The sequence below is a fragment of the Schauerella aestuarii genome, from assembly GCF_009866805.1.
GTDB lineage: Bacteria > Pseudomonadota > Gammaproteobacteria > Burkholderiales > Burkholderiaceae_B > Schauerella > Schauerella aestuarii.
In genome coordinates this window covers 80,186-99,735 of record NZ_SIZW01000041.1, presented here as the reverse complement: position 1 = coordinate 99,735, position 19,550 = coordinate 80,186, and the positions used below count along the sequence as shown (strand labels likewise).

The following is a 19,550-nucleotide window of genomic DNA, read 5'->3' as shown; positions in this document are numbered from 1 at the left end:
GACGGCGCAGCTATACGCCGCCGCCCAGCGCGCGATAGAGCGCCACGCGATTCTCCAGCGCCAGTTGCAGCGCACTCAGGTAGGTTTGCTGCGCCGAGTACAACGTGCGCTGGGCATCCAGCGCATCGAGAAAGGTGCCGACGCCGCGGCGATACAGGGCGTCGGATAAGCCGTAGCTTTCCAGCGACGCTTCGTAAAGCGCGCGTTGCGCGTCGAGCTGTTCGTCGATCGTACCGGCGCGCGCCAGCGCATCGGCCACGTCCCTGAACGCCGCCTGCACCGCCAATTCATAATCGGCCACCAGTCCATCGCGTTGCGCCTGAGCGTAGGCGAGATTGGCACGATTGAAGCCGCCATCGAAGATCGGGATGCTGATCGAAGGCGCAAATGACCAGGCCTTGTTGCCTGAGGAAAACAATCCCGACAGCTCACCGCTGGCGAACCCGCCGCTCGCCGTGAGGCTCACGCGCGGGAAGAACGCTGCGCGCGCCGCGCCGATGTTTGCGTTGGCCGCCAACAGCGAATGCTCGGCCTGCGCCACATCCGGACGCGACAGCAACACCGTCGACGACATGCCCGCAGGTACCTCCGCAAACATCGCGGTTTCCGGTGACAACGACGCGGGCAGCCAATCGTCGTTGATCGATTGCCCCACCAGCAGTTGCAGGGCATTGCGATCCTGCGCGATCAACGTTCGATAATTGGCCACATCCGATCGGGCACGCTGAAAGATCGTCTCGGCCTGGCGCAGTTCATTGCGAGACGAGATGCCGCCCGACAGACGTGCCTGAATCAACTTGACGGTCTGCTCGGCACTTGCCTGCGTTTGCTGCGCGACGTCGAGCAACGCGCGATCGGTGGCCAACAGGATGTATGCGTTCGCCACCTCGGCCACCACGCTGATGCGCGCGGCGCGTGCGGCTTCTTCGGTGGCGAGATACTGCTCGAGCGCCGCGCGCGACAGACTGCGTACACGCCCGAAGAAATCGAGTTCATACGCACTGAGACCTGCAGAAACAGAATACGAGTTACCGACGATCGAGGTGCTGTCGCCGCCTGTAGCGATCTGGGTGCGCGACCGTGTGTAGTCGCCTCCTGCCGATAACGTGGGAAACAGGTCCGACCGCTGGATGCGGTACTGCGCGCGCGCCGATTCGATATTCGCAGCGGCACGACGAAGATCGCGGTTGTTCAACAGCGCCGCGTCGATCACTCGCGACAGCTTTGGGTCTTGTACGAACTGCTGCCAAGGCGCGGGCAATGCGACGTCTTGCGCCTGTGCGCCGCCGGTCTGCCGGCCCACATCGCCGTATGCATCACCGGTGGGCCACTGCGCCGGCACGGGCGACTCGGGACGCACGTAATTCGGATCGAGCGTGCATCCGCCTAGCGCCAACAAGCCAACGAATAGGAATGAAATCTTCACGGCTGTACCTGACTCGGGCGTTGCGCCTGGGGCGCGCGGCCCCGCAAGGCCATCTTTCGCACCAAGACGAAAAACAACGGGATGAAGAAAATGGCGAGCACGGTTGCGGTCAGCGTACCGCCGATCACACCGGTGCCGATGGCGATTCGGCTATTGGCACCGGCGCCCGTGGAAAGCGCGAGCGGTGTGACGCCGGCGATGAAGGCGAGCGACGTCATCAGGATCGGCCTCAACCGCAGGCGTGCGCCTTCGATGGCCGCCTCAACCAGCGTGGCGCCGCGTCGTTCGGCCGCCTCGGCAAACTCGACGATGAGAATCGCGTTTCGCGCCGCCAGCCCGATGGTGGTCACCAGTGCGACCTGGAAGTAGATATCGGCCTCCAGCCCGCGCATCGTCGCGGCCAGCAAGGTGCCCACCACGCCCAACGGAATCACCAGCAGCACCGATAGCGAAATCGACCAGCTCTCGTAGAGTGCGGCCAGGCAAAGAAACACGATCAGGATCGACAAGGCATAGAGCCACACCGCTTGCCCGCTGGAAAGGCGCTCTTGATACGACAGGTCGCTCCACGCGAACGCGGTGCCGGAGTCGATCTGGCCGGCCAACGATTCCATCGTGTCCATTGCCGCGCCGGAGCTGACGCCCGCCGCGCCCTGCCCCTGAATGGCATAGGAGGCCAGCCCGTTATAACGCTCCAGATTATCCGGACCGCGCTCCCAGCGCGACGTCGCAAACGCCGAGAACGGCGTCATCGCACCCGACTCGCTGCGCACATGCCACTTGTCCAGATCCTCCGGTTTGGAACGGAACTGCCCGTCGCCCTGCATATACACACGCTTCACGCGCTCGCGATCGATGAAGTCGTTCACATACGTGCTCCCCCAGGCGGAGGTGAGCGTGGCGGCCACATCGGAGAGGGCCAGGCCGTTGGCTACGGCTTTGCTTTGGTCGATATCCACCTTCAACTGCGGCGTCTCCTCCAGCCCGCCTGGGCGCACCGCCGCGAGCGAGCCATCCTGCATCGCCAGTCCCAGCAACTGATTGCGGCGCTCGAGCAATTGCGCGCGGCTCGTGCCGGGGGTCGCCTGCAGCTGAAACGAGAAGCCGCCCGATTGCCCCAGACCTTGAATTGCCGGCGGCGAGAGCGCGTAGATCTGGGCATCGCGGGCCGCCGAGAAGCCGGCCATGGCGCGATTGGAAATGCTGTCGGCGCGGTTCTCCACGCCATCACGTTCCGCCCAGTCCTTCAGCGCAACGAAGGCCAGGCCGGTGTTCTGGCCGCTGCCGCCGAAACCGAAGCCGACGATCGAGAAGATCGCTGCCGTATTGTCCTTCTCGTCTTCGAGATAGTGACGCTCGACACTGCGGGCCACTTCGAGCGTGCGTGCCTGCGAAGCGCCCACCGGCAACGTGAATTGCACCATGTTCGAGCCCTGATCCTCGGAAGGCAGGAACCCGCTGGGCATGCGTTGATACAGCACGACCAGCACCACAGCGAGCGCGCCGTAGATCAGCATGAAGCGCAACGGGCGCTTGAGCACACCGGTTACCGAACGCTCATAACGATTCAGATTGCGATCGAACGTGCGATTGAACCAGCCAAAGAAACCGCGGCGTTCGCCTTGGTGACCGGGCTTGAGCATCACCGCGCACAAGGCCGGTGTGAGAATCAACGCCACCACGACGGACAGCACCACCGACGTCACGATGGTGATCGAGAACTGCCGATAGATCACACCCGTCGATCCACCGAAGAACGCCATGGGCAGGAACACCGCCGCCAGCACCACGCCGATGCCGATCAACGCGCCGTTGATCTCATGCATCGATTCGATGGTGGCATCGCGCGGCGAGAGCCCCTTCTCCTGCATGAGTCGCTCGACGTTTTCGACCACGACGATGGTGTCATCCACCAGCAAGCCGATGGACAACACGATGCCGAACAACGTGAGCGTATTGATCGAGTATCCCGCCAGCCACAACACACCAAAGGTGCCCAGCAGCACCACCGGGATCGAGATCACCGGAATGATCGTTGCGCGCCAGTTCTGCAGAAAGACGAACATGACCAGCACGACCAACACCATCGCCTCGGCGAGGGTCTTGACGACCTCCTTGACCGAGAGCTTGATGAAATCGGTGTTGTCCAACGGGAACGACAGCGCATAGCCATCGGGCAGGCCCCTCCCGAGATCCTGCGCCAACGACTTCACCCCTTCGGCGGTGGCCAACGCATTGCTTCCGGGTGCCAATTGCACGGCCAGGCCCGATGCCGGATGACCGTTGAGGCGCGTGACGATGCTGTAATCCTCGTTGCCGAGCTCCACCCGCGCCACGTCTTTCAACAGCACCTTCGAGCCGCCGGTATTGCCGCGCAGGATGATGTTCTCGAATTGCTCGGGTGTGCGCAGACGCGACTGGGCGGTCACCGTGGCGTTCAATTCCTGACCCGCAGGCGCCGGCAGCGCGCCGATGCGGCCGGCCGAAATCTGCGTGTTCTGCGCCTGGATTGCCGCATCCACGTCCGACGGCATGAGCCCGTACGCCGCGAGCTTCGAGGGATCGAGCCAGATACGCATCGCGTATTCCGAGCCGAACACCTGCACGCCGCCCACGCCCGGCACACGCGACAGCGCGTCCTGGAAGTTGCTCACGAGATAATCGGAGATGTCGGTCGAGCTGGCGCGATCGGTTTCGTCGAAGATCGCCATGATCAGCAGAAAATCGCTCTGCGCCTTGGCCACCGTCACGCCCTGGCGTTGCACCTCGGAGGGCAGCCGGGGCAAGGCCTGCTGAATCTTGTTCTGAACCTGGATCTGCGCGTTATCGGCGTCGGTGCCTTGCTCGAACGTGACCGTGATCGTGGCGGTGCCGGTGGAACTGGACGACGAGCTGAACGACTGCAACCCGTCGATCCCCACCAATTGCTGCTCGAGGATCTGCGTCACGCTGTTCTCCAACGTGCCGGCCGACGCGCCCGAATAGGTCGCGGTGACGCTAACCGTAGGCGGCGCCACGTCGGGGTAAAGCGCGATCGGCAACGCGCGCAAGGCCATCAGGCCGAACAGCATGGTGGCGATGGCGAGGACCCACGCGAAGATGGGCCGGTCGATAAAGAATTTCGCCAACACTTATTGCTTCTCCGCCGGGGACGATGCGTTCGGCGTGGCCGACGATGCCGCTGCCGGCTTGGCCGCGGATGCCGCGGACGGCGCGGCTGCGGATGACGCGGACGGGCCGTCCGTGGCGGGCACCGCCGGTTGCTCACCCCCCGCCGCGCTGGGCTTGGCGCCAGCGAACGTTTTGCTCACATCGAGCGGCTCGACCACCGCTCCGGCACGCGTTTTCTCCACGCCTTCGACGATCAGGCGATCGCCCGCTGCGAGCCCCTTGGCGATCAACCACGTGTTGCCGATGGCGCGTGAGGTGTCGACCGCGCGCTGTGCGACCTTGTTGTCGGCATCGACCACCAGCGCAAGGGCGTTGCCCTTCGCATCGCGCATGATGCCCTGCTGTGGCGCGAGAATGCCGCGCGGCTCGACCGCCTCATTGACGATCGCCTGCACATACATCCCCGGCAACAGCACTTCATCGGGGTTGGGGAACGTCGCGCGCAAGGTGACCGAACCGGTTTCCTGATCCACGGCCACTTCCGAGAACTTCAGTTGCCCCGTATGGCCGTATATCGTGCCGTCTTCCAATCGCAGCGACACTTCCGTGGCACCGGGATCGACCTGCCCGCTGCCCAGCATGCGCTTCAATCGCAGCAGCGACGCACTCGATTGATTCATGTCGACATACACAGGATCGAGCGCCCGGATCGTGGCCAGTGCATCGGTTTGATTGACGCCAACCAAGGCGCCCGCCGTCACGGCGCTGCGGCCGATCCGTCCGGAAATGGGTGCCGTGATCTTGGTGAATCGCAGTTGAATCTGGGCGCTTTCGAGCGCCGCTTTCTGCTGCGCCACATTGGCGACCGACTGCCGATAAGTGGCTTGGGCGTCGTCCGCATCCTGGCGTGCGACGGCATCGATCTTCACCAGATCGGCAAAGCGTTCCGACTTCAAGCGTGCGGCCGCCACGGTCGCCTGCGCATTGGCCAACGCCGCTTGCGCTTCGTTCACGGTCGCCTGGAACGGCGCCGGCTCGATTTGATACAGCACGTCTCCTGCCTTCACCAGCGATCCTTCTTCGAACAGCCGCGCCTTGACGATGCCGGCGACCTGCGGGCGCACTTCGGACATCAGGTAAGGCGTGGTCCGCCCGACGAGTTCGGTGGTGAGCGCCACCGGCTCCGCTTGCAGCGTGATCACACCCACCTTGGTCGGCGGCGGCGCGGCGGGCGGCGGCGGCTCGGACGTGCACGCGGCGATCGACAACAACAGGAACAGTGGTGCGAACTTCATCAGGGGCATGGCAACGATATCGAAACAGGTGATACGCGGCCATCGACCGCGCCGGGCATTAGAACGCGTAGAGAATGGACGCCGCGCCGAACGCGCTGGTGTCGCGTTCCACAATCGGGCTGTCGCGCGCATCGCCAAGCAGCGTCTTCACGCCGATGGTGGTGCTCGTCATCCAGCTTTTGTTGAAGCGATACGTCCACGTGGTGGTGAGCGCGGCGGACTTGAAACCGGCCGACGGCGAGTACGCCTCTAGCCCGGCACGGCTGCGCGCGGCGTTCGATCGGCTCACGCCAAACCAGGTATTCATGTAATCGTCGTTGGCCCACGTGGTGCTGGCGCCCAACGAAATCGTGCTTTCGGGCGACTGGAATACCGCGTAGCTCGCGCCGAGGTCTACCGTGGCGCCGTAGTTCGACTTCAGCGCCTGGCGGGCATCGATCGAGAAGCTGGCGCGGCCGGGCTTGTACTCCACGAACCCGCCCGCCAAACCGTGGAAATCGACATCCGGCAAGCCGCGCAGTCGCGTATGGTCGGACGAATCCCGCCCCAGCCCCAAGCCCAGATAGACCCCTGCCGTCAGGTCTTGCGCGAGCGGCGCTTTCAGCCCCAGACCGGGCAAGCCGTTACGCGAGCCGATGAAAAAGGCGCCGGACTGGTAATTGAGCACCGGCACAGGCACCGCGCGGTAGTCGCGCGATCCTTCGTATTCCGGCACCACGCCCACGCCAACACCGATCATGCCCTGCGCCTGCACGTGCGCGGCGCACGCCAAGAGAAAAGGAAGGGCCAAGAGGGCCGGAGTTCGAAAGCGAAAATTGCGTGCTGCCACTGAGCTGTCCATCTGAAAATGCGCGGCGGGCGCGATCGCCCGCCACTGGTTTGCAGGGGATGCTAGGCGATAGCCGGCACAATAGACTCCGCCCTAAGGCGGGTTTTCCCTCGGTCGAAAGTCCCAATTGCTTAAGCAGGTGTTGCTAAGCGAAGGCTGGCCCGCTGCCACCGGGGGCACTCGATGTTCAGTCGCTTTTGCCATCGGCCGCCATCAGCCCTTCGCGCCAGGCGAAGGCGACGGCTTCCGTGCGATCGCCGAGCTGCAGCTTGGCCAACACGCTGCTCACGTGCGTCTTCACCGTCTTCTCGCTGATGTGGAGCGTTTCGGCGATGCGGTTGTTCGAGCGGCCCTTGGCAAGCTCCTGCAGCACGGCACGCTCACGGTCCGACAGCGGCTCGAAGGGATCGACCTGGGGGGTATTGACCCGTCGCACCACGGTCAGCACGCGCCGCGCGATCTTCGGATGGATGACGGCTTCGCCGCGTGCGACCCGCCGCAAGGTGTCGATCAGCTCGTCGCCCAGCATCGTTTTGACGAGAAACGAATGCGCGCCCGCCTCGATCGCCGAAAATGCCAGGTCATCGTCTTCGGTCGAACTCAAGACGACGATACGGCTGCCTGGACATTGCTGTGTGAGCGTAGCGATCACCGATGCGCCGGATGAGCCCGGCATCATCAGATCGAGAATGATCATGGCCGGCGCACGCGCGAGCGTCTGCGTCACGGCCTGCTGCCCGTCGGACGCCTCTCCCACGACTTCGAAATCGTCGGTGGTTTCGAGCAGGCTGCGAATGCCTTCGCGCACGATGGCGTGGTCGTCCGCAATCAACACGGTTGTTTTCATGGCGCGTCCTGGGAAGTCGGGTTATCGAAAAAAACGCGGATCGTGGTGCCCGCACCCGCCTCGCTATGCAATTCGAACTGGCCGTTGGGCAGCGTTTCGGCACGATGGCGCATATTGGTGAGCCCCATGCCGTCGCCGGTACCGGCCGCCACATCGAAGCCGTTGCCATCATCCACGATCAGCCATTCATACCGCTCGGCGTGGCGCCGCAGCGCTACCGTGACCTGCGTGGCAGCACTGTGACGCGCCGCATTGGAGGCCGCTTCCAGGGCGATCACCATCAGTTCGACGCCCAGTTCCGGACGTGCCTTCAAAGCCTCGTCGTCTTCCCTGCCCACCTCGACCGACAACGTAATATCGTTGCCGGAGAGCAGAACCGCCAGCGACTCCTGCAACGCCGCCGACAGACCCAATTCGCTGACGGTGGGCGCCGACAGCCGCGTGATGATGTTGCGCAGATCGTTTTGCAAATGATCCGTCAGCGCCAGCGCCGCCTCGGTGAGCCGCAGGCTCGCGGGGTCGTCGCGATGCTGTTTGCGCAGGATCGACAACTGCAGGCCCAGCGCAAAGCACCGCTGCTTGGCCGTGTCGTGCAGATCCCGCGCCAGACGATTGCGCTCTTCCAGCGCGGCCAGATTCTGTTTCACACGAATCACGTTGTTGAGCGCGTCGGCCATCGTGTCGAAGTTATCGGCCAACTGCCGGAATTCGTCCTTACCGTGATCGTTGATGCGCGCGCCCAGATTGCCGTCGGCCCATTGCGCAGCCGTCGCCTCGGCTCGCCGGATCCGCCGCAGCAGAAATCCCACGAGGATCAGCGCGTTGATGCAGCACGACCCCACGATATACGGCACCAGCCACGTCCAGCCGCGCGTCAGCGCGCCGCCCAGGATCTCGCTCACGCTCAAGCCCGCGATGCCCACCGTCATGACCGCACCCGGTTCGGCTGCCGGCGTGATCGACTGTATGCGCGACCAGCCACCGAAACGGTTGGGGCTGAGTGTCTCGCCGCCCGCCCGTCCCGCCTGGCGTGCTTCGACATCGCGCATGCCCTGCAGCAGTTCGGCATTGGCATTGGCCGGAAAACTGCACTGCGACCCGCCGTCGGAGAACGTCAACACAAGCCGGCCTTGCTCGATCGAATCCTGAAAATCATTGCGCGGATCCCCGCGTATGCCTTGTTGTTCATAAAGATTGCGCGTCAGCGACCGCATCAACCTGCCGCAGTCGGTGACCTGCGGCGTGTCCTGCTGCGTCAGGATCCGGTATTCATCGAAAGCATGGACGAGCGAACGCTCGAAGGCGGGTGATTCGATGCTGTGGCGTACATCGCGTTGATAGATCCAGCTGAAGACGGCCGTCAACCCGATCGTGGAGATGAACGACGTCAGCAACAGGCTCAGCGTGTACTTCCAGAACAACTTGCGCTGCCATGAGAACAAACTCGGCGACATGGGACGGGCGAGGCGGCGAGCGGTCATAGGCGAGGTAGAAAGCAGCAGCGCGCAAGCGCAGGAGAAGGGGCTGGGTCGTGTCTGGGGTGATGCGAGCGGGCTATTTCAACACACGCCGCTTTGCGGCCACCTGGGTGCCGGTCGTCTGAACCTCGCCTGGCCGAATCCGCGTGGGCGCGATGGATTCAATACTAATAATGAGCAAATTTGATGAAAATTCCACGCTCGCGCCGCCACACTGAGTCATCTCGTTACCGCCCACCTGCCATGTTTACTCACATCCGCGCAGTGCATCGCCTCGAATGGCGACCCCGGGTTCATGCTCGAGGTGCTGTTTTTACCCTCTTGCTGGCCTCGGCATGCCTGTCGTGGCACGCCGCCCGTGCGGAGCATGCACCGTCGGCAGGTGCCTCGGCGCCGCTTGCGGGGTCATCCCCACCCGTGTGCTCGCCTGCCGCCAGCGGCTTGTCAGGGTGCGGTACGGCCAGTAACAACAATGAGGACGCCGGTCATGCCAAGCCTGCGCCGGGGGCCGCGCCTGCCGCAACGCCCCCGGCAACGGCCCCTGCAACGGCCTCCGCCCCGGCCCCCCACCACCCGGCACAACGCGGCGATCCGCGGAAGGTGGCGCGCGGGGCGTTATTCTGGCAGTGGTTGTTCCGCTCCAAAGGCGCCTGAACGGCCAATCGTTCCGCTCGCACGATTCTTGCAAACCAAAAGCCATTGCGTGCGCGCAGCGCACCCCCTCGCTTAAGGAATGCAATGGCTACTCCCGACCAGAAATACATCGATTTCCTCTTGGAAAGCTCCATGCTGGCGCAAGCCCGGCAACGCGCGAAATCGTATGGCGGTCAGGGCCGGATGTGGATGCATGCCTATGCCGAAACGCGCCCGCGCGCCGTGTCGACCGTTGCATCGGTATGGTTTACCGCTTATCCCGGCGCCATCGTGACTGCTGAAGACGATTCGGTGCTCAAGACATTGGGCGATGCCAAGCTTTGGCAGGCCCTCTCCTCCATCGGTGTGCAAGCCATCCACACCGGCCCCACCAAGCTGGGCGGTGGGTTGAAGGGTTATGAAGTGACGCCCACGGTTGACGGCAACTTCGACCGATCAAGCTTCGTGATCGATCCCCGTTTCGGCACCGAAGAAGAGTACCAATCCATCAGCCGCATGGCATCGGCCTTCAACGCCATCGTGATCGACGATGTGATCCCGTCGCACACCGGCAAGGGCGCCGATTTTCGGCTGGCCGAACTGGCCTACGAAGATTATCCCGGCCTCTATCACATGGTCGAAATTCGCGAAGAAGACTGGCCGGTGCTGCCCGAAGTGCCGGAGGGACGCGATGCCGTCAACTTGCCGCCGGCAATCGTCGATATCCTCAAAGAGAAGTGCTACATCGTGGGCCAGTTGCAGCGCGTGATCTTCTTCGAGCCCGGCGTGAAGGAAACCGACTGGAGCGCGACGCCGCCCATCGAAGGCGTGGACGGCAAGATCCGGCGCTGGGTGTACCTGCATTACTTCAAGGAAGGCCAACCGTCGCTCAACTGGCTCGACCCGTCGTTCGCTGCGCAGCAACTGATCATCGGCGACGCCCTGCACTGCCTGGACGTGATGGGTGCGCGCGGCCTGCGACTGGACGCCAACGGTTTTCTCGGCGTCGAGCGGCGCTCGCATGAGAATGCCTGGTCTGAAAGCCATCCGCTCTCGATCGTGGGCAATCAGTTGCTGGCCGGCACGATCCGCAAGGCGGGCGGGTTCAGCTTCCAGGAGCTCAACCTGACGGTCGACGACATCGCATCGATGTCCAAGGGCGGTGCGGATCTCTCGTACGACTTCATCACGCGCCCCGCTTATCACCATGCGGTCGCCACCGGCGACACCGAATTTCTGCGTCTGATGCTGCGTACTGTGCATCAATACGGCATCGATCCCGCCTCGCTGATTCACGCCATGCAGAACCACGATGAGCTCACGCTGGAGCTGGTGCACTTCTGGACGCTGCATGCCAACGATACGTTCATGTTTCACGGCCAGACCTTGCCGGGCTCCATCCTGCGCGAGCACATCCGCGAGACGATGTATGAGAAGCTGAGTGGCGAGCATGCACCCTACAACTTGCGCTTCGTGACCAACGGCGTGGCCTGCACCTCGGCGAGTGTGGCTGCGGCCTCGCTGGGCATCCGAGAGCTGGACGCCATGAGCGCGGAAGAAGTGGAGAAGGTCAAGAAGGTGCACTTGCTGATGGCCATGTTCAACGCCTTCCAGCCCGGCGTATTCGCGCTGTCGGGCTGGGATCTGGTGGGCGCCTTGCCCCTGCCGGAGGAGCTGGTCGCCGATCGCATGGGCGATGGCGACACGCGCTGGATTCAGCGCGGTGCCTACGATCTGGTCGACGTCGATCCTGACGCGGCGTTTTCCAATGAAGGCATGCCGCGCGCCAAGGCGCTCTATGGCAGCCTGACGTCGCAACTCAACGATCCCGACTCGTTTGCCAGCAAGCTCAAGCGCATGCTGGCCGTGCGCCAGGCGTATGACATTGCCAGCAGCCGACAGGTGTCGATCCCCGACGTGACGAATCCTGCCCTGCTGCTGATGATCCACGAGCTGCCGGCCGGGCGCGGCACGCAGATCACGGCGCTGAACTTCGGCGCTGAACCGATCAGCGAAAACGTCGTGCTGGAAAATGTGTCGCCCGGCCCCGTGATCGACATGATCAATGAGCAGATCGAAGGCGACCTGCTGGAAGACGGGCAACTCACGATCACACTGGATCCGTACGAAGGCCTTTCATTGCGGGTGGTAAGCGTGCCGAGTGCGTCGGTCGATGTCTGACGGTGCACAGGTCGCCGTTGGCGTGGACGGTTGCAAGGGCGGATGGTTTGCCGTCAAGCGCGACAGGGCCAGCGACACCATCGAGGTTGCTGTGCTGGCGACCTTTGCACAGCTTCTGGATTGGGCCCCCGCACCGGCGGTGATCGGTATCGACATGCCGATCGGGCTGGCCACCGCCGCATCGCGCGACTGCGATACCGAGGCCCGCAAACGCTTGGGATGGCCGCGTGCCACATCCGTATTTTCACCGCCCGTGAGGGCCGTGTTGGGGGCGTCGTCTTATGAAGACGCCTGTGCGCGCAATCGCGCAGCCGTCGGCCGCGCCATGTCCAAACAAGCATTCAACATCCTGCCCAAAATCTCTGAAGTGGATGCCGTGCTGCAAACGCTGCCCAAACACCCTCAGCGCGTGTTCGAGGTCCATCCTGAACTGGCGTTCATGGCACTGGCCCAGCCGCGCAGCGGAGCAAGCGATGGCAAACGGGGCGGCTTACAAAGCAAAGGCCTGATTGAACCCAAGCGCACCGCAGCCGGTCACGCACGTCGGCTGGCACTGATGCCGGCCGACTATCGAATCGCTGTCGATCGTGCACTTGCTCATCTGCAGCGCGCGCAATGCGCAGCGGATGACGTCCTGGACGCCTTCGCTGTGTTGTGGAGCGCCGAGCGGTGCGCGAGGGACGAGGCCATTGCGATCGCCACGACGCGCGAGATCGATGCAGTGGGGCTGGAAATGAATATTCGGTATTGAGGCGCCCTGCCTCGCACGTTATTGCGGCTCGATCTTCGCCGTCTCTACCCAGCCCTTCCAACGCTGCACATCCTGCACCACGAACGCTTTGAAGGCTGCGGCGTCCATGGCCTGCGGCTGCAATCCCAACTGAGTGAAACGCTGCTGCGTATCCGCGTCGTTCACGGCCTCGCGTACGAAACCGTTCATCGTCGTCACCACTGCGTCGGGCGTACCGACCGGTGCGGAGATGCCCAGCCACCCTTCCACCACAAAGCCGGGATAACTGCTTTGCGTGGTGGGCACCTTGGGCCATGACGGACTCGGCGACTGACCGGTCACGGCGATCGGCTTGAGCCTGCCGCCGGCGATCTGCCCCATCGCCGTGAGGTAGTCGACAAAGGCGAACTGAATCAGTCCACCGCTCAGGTCGGTCAGGATCTGCGTCACGTTTTTATAGGCTGCGCCTTCGACCTTCAAACTCGCATATTGCTTGAGCAGTTCGGCCGGCACTTGCGACGAAGAACTGTAGTAGCCGAAAAAAACTTTCTCAGGTGTCTCGCGCGCAGCGGTCACGAGTTCAGCCAACGTGTTGAATCGGCTGTCGGGCGCCACAACCGCAACGGTGCCGAACTTGCCGATCATCGCCACATCGACGAAATCGCGCGCGGCGTTGTAGGGGAGGTTCTTATACAAAAATTGATTGGCCGACTGCGTTGAGTTGGTCGACAACAGCAGCGTATAGCCATCGGGTGCAGCCTTCTGCACGGTGGTGGTACCGATGATGCCGCCGGCACCTGCGCGGTTCTCAACGACCACGTTCATGCCGTGCGCCTGACTCAGGTACTTGGCCAGCGTGCGCGCGGTGAGGTCGGCCGCCCCGCCCGCGGCCGACGGCACCACGAGTGTCACGGGCTTGGTGGGCCACGCATCCGCCGCGATGGCGTTTGCTCCCGTAGCCAACGCGCTCAACGCCAGTATGCTGAGGCTAAAGCGGTGCAATACCGAACTGAAAAACATGATCTGTCTCCTGAAGGATGGCTCGGATCTCGCCGTCCGATGCCGCGAAAATGTCGGTTGAATCAAAGCGGTGACGACGTTGCAGCAGGCGCGGCAGGCGGAACCGATGAGGCAGCATCGGCAGCAGCCGACGACGCGCCAAACTGGCGGGCATACCACTCAAAAATAGCCTCGGCGCTCGCCTGCCAGTGCGCGCCATACATCATGCTGTGCGGCTGATCAAGCAGGCACCGATACGCCAGCCCCAGAAAGCGCGCGATCGCCTCGTCCTGCCCGGCAGGATGGCGCGCGGGATCGTCCCGCTCGGCTTCGAAACAGATGCCTGGGCAGGTAATGCCGGCGGGATCAACGGACACGCGCAATAGATAGCGATCGTTAAGTACACGCGGGCTTTCGGCACTCAATCTGGCGACAACGCCCGACACGTCATCCCCGTCGTCCGCACCGACGAAACGGCTACGAATCTCGCCCTCATCCGGCGGCGGCCGCAAGCCTTGGTGCGACACAGCAGGCAACGCCTGCGCGCCCGCGAGATTGCCCGGCGGCGACGGCGCCAGCAGCACCAGGCCCCGCACCCTTCGATGACTTGCCGACAGCATGGCCGGCACCGCCCCCATACTGTGGCCGACGACAACCACGGGACGATCGAGCATGGCGCATGCTCGGCGCACGCACGCACCCAGGTTTTCGATACCCAGCTCCGCAAAGCCGGAAGCATCGGCCAACTCACCGTGCCCGGGCAGATCGATGGCATAACAGTCGATCTGCCGCTGCGCGAAATAGCTTAGGTAGTGCGCGTAGCACCAGGCGCCGTGATACGCGCCGGGGACAAACAGCATTGCAGGTGTCGGGATCGAACCTTCAGCGGGCGCATGGCGCCCGACCACCAATTCGAAATCGCTCCCGCGCAAACGCGGCAGGCGGTCGATGCCGGAGAAATCCAGGTGTGCGAGAGGTGCGGATGGGGTGCTGGTCGATGAGCGCATAGCCGCCATCTTAGGAGGCGGCAGTCGATAAGAAAAATTAAAATATCATATCGGCACATCAGAAAAATCTATTCTGCGAGAAGCGATGTTTTCACTGCAGATCTGCCGCTATTTCGTTTGGGTCGCCGAAACGGGCAGCTTTCGTGCAGCAGCGCTGCGCGCACATCGGTCGCAACCGGCCATTTCGCTGGCCATCAAGGATATGGAGGCACGGCTGGGGCAACCGCTTTTCGAACGCGGCAGCCCGATCGTGCTGACGGCATTCGGGCGCGAATGCCTGGAGGTGATCAAGCGCCTGGTCGAGCACGCGCATTCGGTCGATGAATTGCTTTCGAGCATGGCCCGGCGCAATACGCGCTTTCTGCGTGTCGCCAGCATCATGTCGTTCGCCACGCATTGGATGCCGCAGCTGATCGAACAATTTCGCGCCCAGCATCCGCAGGTCGCGCTGCAGATCCAGGACCACAATTCCGAAGGCGTCGAACGCCTGGTGCTGGACGGCCAGATCGATCTGGGTATCTGCAGCGAAGTGAGCCACGATCCGCGACTGAAGTTCACGCCGTTGCTGGAAGACACGTTCGGACTCGTCTGCCATCGCGGCCATCCGCTGGCCGAGCGCAAATCGCTCACATGGCAGCAGATCGCCACCTTGCCCAACATGATCGGCACCGTGGCGCATCGGCAGCTCGACGGCTATCCCCAGGCCGCATTCCTGCGCCATCCCGATTTCTTCGTGTCCAACATGCTGTCGATGATCGCCATGCTGGCACGCGGCATGGGCGTCACGGTGCTCGCACAATTGGGCGTGCCCCCCGATCGCGACGACCTGGTCTTCGTGCCGTTGAAAAAGCCCAGCATCGTTCGTCGGCTGGGCATCATGCAGCTTGCCGATGCAACGCCAACCGTTGCCAGCCGCGCGATGGAGGATTTGCTCTTGACGGTGGTGGCTCAGGCCGGTTAGCCGGCCGTGACGGTCATGCCCCCATCGGCCATCACCACCGCCCCCACCATAAAGCTGGCACGGTCCGACGCCATGAACGCCACAATCTCGGCGATTTCCTCAGGCTGCGCCGCACGACCGATCGGCGCGCCCTGACCGTGCTCGGCGAGAAATGCGGGACCATCTTCAACCACGTCGTCGAGAATGTTGGTCAGCACATCGCCAACACCGATCGCATTGACGCGTATGCCGTGACCGATCGCTTCGAGGGCCAGCGTGCGCGTGAGTTGCGCCAATGCCCCTTTCGACGCGGTATACGCAGCGATGGTGGGGAAGGCAAAGTAGGACGCATAGGAGGCAATGTTGACGATCGCGCCACTTTTCTGGGGGATCATTGCCTTGACAGCTTCGCGGCAATGCAGGAACGCCGCCGTGGCATTGACCGCCTGAATGCGTTCCCAATCGGCGCGCGTCATGTCGACGACCAATTTGTTGATGATGATCCCGGCGTTATTCACGAGGATGTCCAGGCGCCCGAACTGGTCGACGGCGACCGCAACCGCATGTTCTGCGGCCCCGTCCTGTGTAATGTCGGCGACCACAGGCACGAGCCCCGGGCGCGCAAGCGCCTCCACGCTGCCGTCGATGTCTTCAGCGACGACTTTTGCGCCGCGGGCATGCAGCATCAACGCGATGGCGCGCCCGATGCCGCTGGCCGCGCCCGTTACCAGAGCAACCTTGCCGGCAACTTCATCTTGATGAATAGCGATGTTTTGAGTCATGTCGAATCTCTCATTGAAGCGACGGGCAGCGGAATGCAGCCATGCGTGCGGTAGGGCACGCACTGTCGCGAAACAGGGATTCACTTTCTCAAACCAGGGCTCACCGTGCTTTCGCGCTATTGCTGCAGCTGTTGGGATCTTGCTCGAATCGCACGGCCACACGCATTAAGATAGCCGCATGAGCCCATCGTCGCGCCTGTTTTCAAGAGATCGCAGCACCGCCGAACACTTCGGCGCGTACCTCCCTGGTCAGGCAATCGACTTCGACGACCAGCATGCGTGGCGGGACGTCTACGTGCGCATTCTCACGCACCAAACCACCACGCAAAGCGTATTGGTGCCGGCGGTGGCCGAACCGTTGATCGTGTGGATATTGGCCGGCACGGCAAATGTGGAAGAACGCGTCCTGGGCGGCGAATGGAAAGCGTCCATCGTCAACGCGGGTGACTTTTTCCTGACCACCACAACCGCGCCTTACGAGATGCGCTGGCAGACCATCGACTGCGATGCCTTTCAGGTGATGCACTTGTACCTGGGTTTGCCGATATTGGACGCCGCGCGACGCGACGTGCTCGGGCGCAACACTGTGCCATTGCGCTTACGGGAGGTTTCGGGCCAGCGCGATCCCGTGCTCTCGTCGTTACTCGATCGGCTGAAAACCGAGAGAATGGCCACGCGCAATGCGAGCCCGCTATTCGTGCAAGGCATTGCCCAGGCGCTTGCCGTTCATCTCGTGCGCAGTTATCGCGATCCCGATATGACGCGTACGCCTGCAGCCAGCGCATTACCGGCCTTCAAACTGCGCCAGGTGACGGCGCACATGGACGAGCACCTTGCCGCGCCCTTCGACCTTGCCATGCTCGCCAGCATCGCGGGCATGAGCGAATATCATTTCAGCCGGCTCTTCAAACGTGCCACGCGGCTGGCACCGTCGCTGTATTTCATCCGTCTGCGCATCCAGCGCGCGCGCGAACTGCTCGCCGAAAGTGACCTGAGCATCATCGACATCGGCTTGGCCGTGGGCTATTCGAACGCCAGCCACTTTTCGCAGATCTTTCGGCGTGAAGTGGGCATCACACCCAGCGAGTACCGAAAGGGAGGCGGTCTGCTCGCCTAGCGCCGATGGGGCATCCTGCTGAATACGCCACCGCTGCCGCGACGCCCCGCCGCCTCATTCACACGACTTGCGTCACCACTTCGCGTGTCGCGAACCAGCCATCCAGGTTCTTCAGCACCAGATCCGCCATGGCCTTGCGCGTTTCATGCGTGCCGCTGGCGATGTGCGGCAACAGCACCACGTTGTCCATCGACCACAGCGCTTCCGGCGTCTTGGGTTCATGCTCGAATACGTCCAGGCCCGCCCCCGCAATCTCGCCCGCCTGCAGCGCCTGCACCAGGGCCGCTTCGTCGACCACACTGCCGCGCGCCACGTTGATCAGATACCCGTCTTGCCCCAACGCCTTGAGCACCTCGGCATTGACGATGTGCCTGGTGGCGCTGCCGCCCGGCAAGGCCAGCACAAGATAATCGCTCTCGCGCGCCAGACTCACCACATCCTCGCAATAGCGGTAATGCGCAGGCACATCGGTACGCGCACGGCGGTTGTAGTACGCGATATCCATCCCGAAGGCTTCGGCGCGCGCCGCGATCTGGCGCCCGATATTGCCCAATCCAACGATGCCGCAGCGCTTGCCGCCGATCTTGCGGCCCAGCCCGAACGACTCGTTGGGCCAGCGTCCGGCCCGCACGAAGCGGTCCGCTTCGGCGATGCGCCGCGATACCCCGAGGATCAAGGCCAACGCCGTATCCGCCACGCAATCGTCCAGCACGCCCGGTGTATTGGTGACCACCACGTTGCGCGCGTGCGCAGCGTCGATATCGATCGGGTCGTAGCCCACGCCGAAGCTGTTGATCACCTCCAGCGCGGGCAGGCTATCAATCAGCGTCTTGGTTGCACCGAATCGTCCGCTGGTCACGATGCCGCGTACCGTGGCGCCATGCTCGCGCAGGAAGGTCTCCTTATCCTCGATCGTCCACCATTTGTGCAGACGATATTTGCCTTCGAGATAGGCGATGATTTCGGGGATGAGCGGTCCCACCATCAGCAAATCGATGGCGTGGGTATCGGCGTTATCTTTCATGGCATCCGTAAGGGTTAAGGCGGCAGTCAGACCGGTTAGCGGTCTTCATTGACGCTCATTAATTGACGCTGAGTTTGCGGGTTTCGATGATCTTGCCGTATCGGGCGCGATCCTGCGCGGCTATTTTCATCAGTTCTTCGGGCGTCGAACCATGCGCGATCGCGCCCTGCTCGATCAGATTCTTCTTTACCTCTGGGTTATCGGCGGCATCGCGCACCAGTTGCGAGAGCTTGTCGACGACGGCTTTGGGTGTGCCCTTGGGCGCCATCACGGCCGTCCAAGACCCGGCGTTCGCGTCCTTGACCCCTGCCTCATCGAGCGTGGGCACGTTCTTCATCACCGGCGAACGCTGCTCGCCGGTCACCGCCAGCGCACGCAGATTGCCCGAATTCACGTGCGACGTGGTTTCCAGCACCGAGGCAAAAAGCATATCCACATGACCGGCAATCAGATCGGTCATGGCCGGGCCGCCGCCTTTGTAGGGCACATGCATGAGCGTGGTGCCGGTGGACTGCTGGAACACCTCGCCCGCCATATGCGGCGCGCCGCCCGTGCCCGAACTGGCAAAGGTGTATTTGCCGGGATCGGACTTGGCCAGTGCAATCAGCTCGGCCACCGAATTGGCGGCGAGCTTGGGCGACACGACCAACGCAAACGGCAGATCGCAAAACATGGCGACCGGCGCAAATGCCTTCTCAGGATCGCTCTGCAGCTTGTAGAGCCACGGGTTGATGGCAAGCATCCCCGAGTTGGCGAACAGCACGGTATACCCATCGGGCGTGGCACGCGCCACCACGTCGGCTGCGATCTGGCCGGCTGCGCCCGGGCGGTTTTCCACCACAAACGATTGGCCTGTCGCCCGGGCCAGTTGCGTGGCCAATAGCCGCGCGGCGATATCGGTGCCGCCACCCGGCGAGAAAGGCACCACCATCGTCACGGGCCGCGTGGGATACGTGTCTTGCGCCTGGGCTGCCCAGGGCAGGCACGCGGCGCTCGCCACGGCTGCCAGCATGCGGACCCGCACACGCGATTTCGGTGTGATCTTCATCTTTTGTCTCCTTGCAGGATTGATTATTCGCGTCGCGTTGTGGGGTACGACGTCGGTCGAGCTCGATGCAGTATAGAAATCAAATTCGCATCGTTTCGCTTTG

Annotated in this window: 15 protein-coding genes; 4 read left to right on the top strand and 11 right to left on the bottom strand. The window is 63.0% G+C overall.

The features are described 5' to 3' along the window. Positions 1 to 10: 10 nt before the first annotated feature. The 6 genes from EYW45_RS11390 to EYW45_RS11365 form a co-directional block, all read right to left on the bottom strand. Complete coding sequence (locus EYW45_RS11390; RefSeq protein ID WP_161135532.1) at positions 11 to 1,426, bottom strand: efflux transporter outer membrane subunit; 1,416 nt, start codon at positions 1,424 to 1,426, stop codon at positions 11 to 13. Next, positions 1,423 to 4,557, bottom strand: coding sequence for an efflux RND transporter permease subunit (locus tag EYW45_RS11385; RefSeq protein ID WP_161135531.1), 3,135 nt, complete (start codon positions 4,555 to 4,557; stop codon positions 1,423 to 1,425). Before EYW45_RS11385 ends, EYW45_RS11390 begins: the two co-directional genes overlap by 4 nt. Next, a complete protein-coding gene (locus tag EYW45_RS11380) occupies positions 4,558 to 5,841 on the bottom strand; it encodes an efflux RND transporter periplasmic adaptor subunit (protein WP_161135530.1) in 1,284 nt (427 codons plus the stop codon). It abuts the gene before it with no gap. Positions 5,842 to 5,890: 49 nt separating this feature from the next. Beyond that, on the bottom strand, positions 5,891 to 6,622 hold the full coding sequence (locus EYW45_RS11375; RefSeq protein ID WP_235939013.1) for a MipA/OmpV family protein: 732 nt from the start codon (positions 6,620 to 6,622) through the stop codon (positions 5,891 to 5,893). A gap of 226 nt (positions 6,623 to 6,848) precedes the next feature. Next, entirely contained in the window at positions 6,849 to 7,508 is a 660-nt protein-coding gene (locus EYW45_RS11370) for a response regulator (protein ID WP_161135528.1), read from the bottom strand. Further along, positions 7,505 to 8,989 carry a HAMP domain-containing sensor histidine kinase gene (locus tag EYW45_RS11365; RefSeq protein ID WP_161135527.1) on the bottom strand — a complete coding sequence of 495 codons (1,485 nt, stop codon included), beginning with the start codon at positions 8,987 to 8,989 and terminating at the stop codon, positions 7,505 to 7,507. The genes EYW45_RS11370 and EYW45_RS11365 overlap by 4 nt, the downstream gene beginning before the upstream one ends. 735 nt (positions 8,990 to 9,724) lie before the next feature. Between EYW45_RS11365 and treS the strand changes: the two genes are divergently transcribed. Together treS and EYW45_RS11355 are read left to right on the top strand one after the other, a co-directional pair. Then, the gene (treS, locus tag EYW45_RS11360) at positions 9,725 to 11,800 is read left to right on the top strand and encodes a maltose alpha-D-glucosyltransferase (RefSeq protein WP_161135526.1); all 2,076 of its coding nucleotides are present in this window, start codon (positions 9,725 to 9,727) and stop codon (positions 11,798 to 11,800) included. After that, positions 11,793 to 12,551: a DUF429 domain-containing protein gene (locus EYW45_RS11355; protein ID WP_161135525.1), complete on the top strand. Its 759-nt coding sequence runs from the start codon at positions 11,793 to 11,795 to the stop codon at positions 12,549 to 12,551. The genes treS and EYW45_RS11355 overlap by 8 nt, the downstream gene beginning before the upstream one ends. Before the next feature lie 18 nt (positions 12,552 to 12,569). On the opposite strand, the gene EYW45_RS11350 is transcribed toward EYW45_RS11355, so the two are convergent. Together EYW45_RS11350 and EYW45_RS11345 are read right to left on the bottom strand one after the other, a co-directional pair. Continuing rightward, positions 12,570 to 13,550 (bottom strand): Bug family tripartite tricarboxylate transporter substrate binding protein, encoded by a 981-nt coding sequence (locus tag EYW45_RS11350; RefSeq protein WP_161135524.1) that lies wholly within the window; start codon positions 13,548 to 13,550, stop codon positions 12,570 to 12,572. Positions 13,551 to 13,612: 62 nt separating this feature from the next. Continuing rightward, a complete protein-coding gene (locus tag EYW45_RS11345) occupies positions 13,613 to 14,536 on the bottom strand; it encodes an alpha/beta hydrolase (protein ID WP_235939012.1) in 924 nt (307 codons plus the stop codon). A gap of 85 nt (positions 14,537 to 14,621) precedes the next feature. Here EYW45_RS11345 and EYW45_RS11340 point away from each other — a divergent pair, with 85 nt between their 5' ends. Further along, entirely contained in the window at positions 14,622 to 15,497 is an 876-nt protein-coding gene (locus EYW45_RS11340; protein ID WP_161135522.1) for a LysR family transcriptional regulator, read from the top strand. Here the strand turns inward: EYW45_RS11340 and EYW45_RS11335 are convergent. Then, positions 15,494 to 16,258, bottom strand: a complete 765-nt coding sequence (locus tag EYW45_RS11335; protein ID WP_161135521.1) for an SDR family NAD(P)-dependent oxidoreductase — start codon at positions 16,256 to 16,258, stop codon at positions 15,494 to 15,496. The two genes, EYW45_RS11340 and EYW45_RS11335, sit on opposite strands and share 4 nt — an antisense overlap. Before the next feature lie 178 nt (positions 16,259 to 16,436). Between EYW45_RS11335 and EYW45_RS11330 the strand changes: the two genes are divergently transcribed. After that, positions 16,437 to 17,375: a helix-turn-helix domain-containing protein gene (locus EYW45_RS11330; protein WP_202444689.1), complete on the top strand. Its 939-nt coding sequence runs from the start codon at positions 16,437 to 16,439 to the stop codon at positions 17,373 to 17,375. 58 nt (positions 17,376 to 17,433) lie between these two features. Here EYW45_RS11330 and EYW45_RS11325 read toward each other — a convergent pair whose 3' ends face one another. Together EYW45_RS11325 and EYW45_RS11320 are read right to left on the bottom strand one after the other, a co-directional pair. After that, entirely contained in the window at positions 17,434 to 18,399 is a 966-nt protein-coding gene (locus EYW45_RS11325) for a 2-hydroxyacid dehydrogenase (RefSeq protein WP_161135520.1), read from the bottom strand. A gap of 58 nt (positions 18,400 to 18,457) precedes the next feature. Then, positions 18,458 to 19,447 carry a Bug family tripartite tricarboxylate transporter substrate binding protein gene (locus EYW45_RS11320; RefSeq protein ID WP_161135519.1) on the bottom strand — a complete coding sequence of 330 codons (990 nt, stop codon included), beginning with the start codon at positions 19,445 to 19,447 and terminating at the stop codon, positions 18,458 to 18,460. Positions 19,448 to 19,550: the final 103 nt, after the last annotated feature.

Excerpts from the sequence above, each read along its gene's own strand:
- EYW45_RS11380 (WP_161135530.1), bottom strand. The coding sequence starts at position 5,841 with ATGCCCCTGATGAAGTTCGCACCACTGTTCCTGTTGTTGTCGATCGCC.
- EYW45_RS11370 (WP_161135528.1), bottom strand. The coding sequence starts at position 7,508 with ATGAAAACAACCGTGTTGATTGCGGACGACCACGCCATCGTGCGCGAA.
- EYW45_RS11365 (WP_161135527.1), bottom strand. The coding sequence starts at position 8,989 with ATGACCGCTCGCCGCCTCGCCCGTCCCATGTCGCCGAGTTTGTTCTCA.
- treS (WP_161135526.1), top strand. The coding sequence starts at position 9,725 with ATGGCTACTCCCGACCAGAAATACATCGATTTCCTCTTGGAAAGCTCC.
- EYW45_RS11355 (WP_161135525.1), top strand. The coding sequence starts at position 11,793 with ATGTCTGACGGTGCACAGGTCGCCGTTGGCGTGGACGGTTGCAAGGGC.
- EYW45_RS11350 (WP_161135524.1), bottom strand. The coding sequence starts at position 13,550 with ATGTTTTTCAGTTCGGTATTGCACCGCTTTAGCCTCAGCATACTGGCG.
- EYW45_RS11345 (WP_235939012.1), bottom strand. The coding sequence starts at position 14,536 with ATGCGCTCATCGACCAGCACCCCATCCGCACCTCTCGCACACCTGGAT.
- EYW45_RS11340 (WP_161135522.1), top strand. The coding sequence starts at position 14,622 with ATGTTTTCACTGCAGATCTGCCGCTATTTCGTTTGGGTCGCCGAAACG.
- EYW45_RS11335 (WP_161135521.1), bottom strand. The coding sequence starts at position 16,258 with ATGACTCAAAACATCGCTATTCATCAAGATGAAGTTGCCGGCAAGGTT.
- EYW45_RS11330 (WP_202444689.1), top strand. The coding sequence starts at position 16,437 with ATGAGCCCATCGTCGCGCCTGTTTTCAAGAGATCGCAGCACCGCCGAA.
- EYW45_RS11325 (WP_161135520.1), bottom strand. The coding sequence starts at position 18,399 with ATGAAAGATAACGCCGATACCCACGCCATCGATTTGCTGATGGTGGGA.
- EYW45_RS11320 (WP_161135519.1), bottom strand. The coding sequence starts at position 19,447 with ATGAAGATCACACCGAAATCGCGTGTGCGGGTCCGCATGCTGGCAGCC.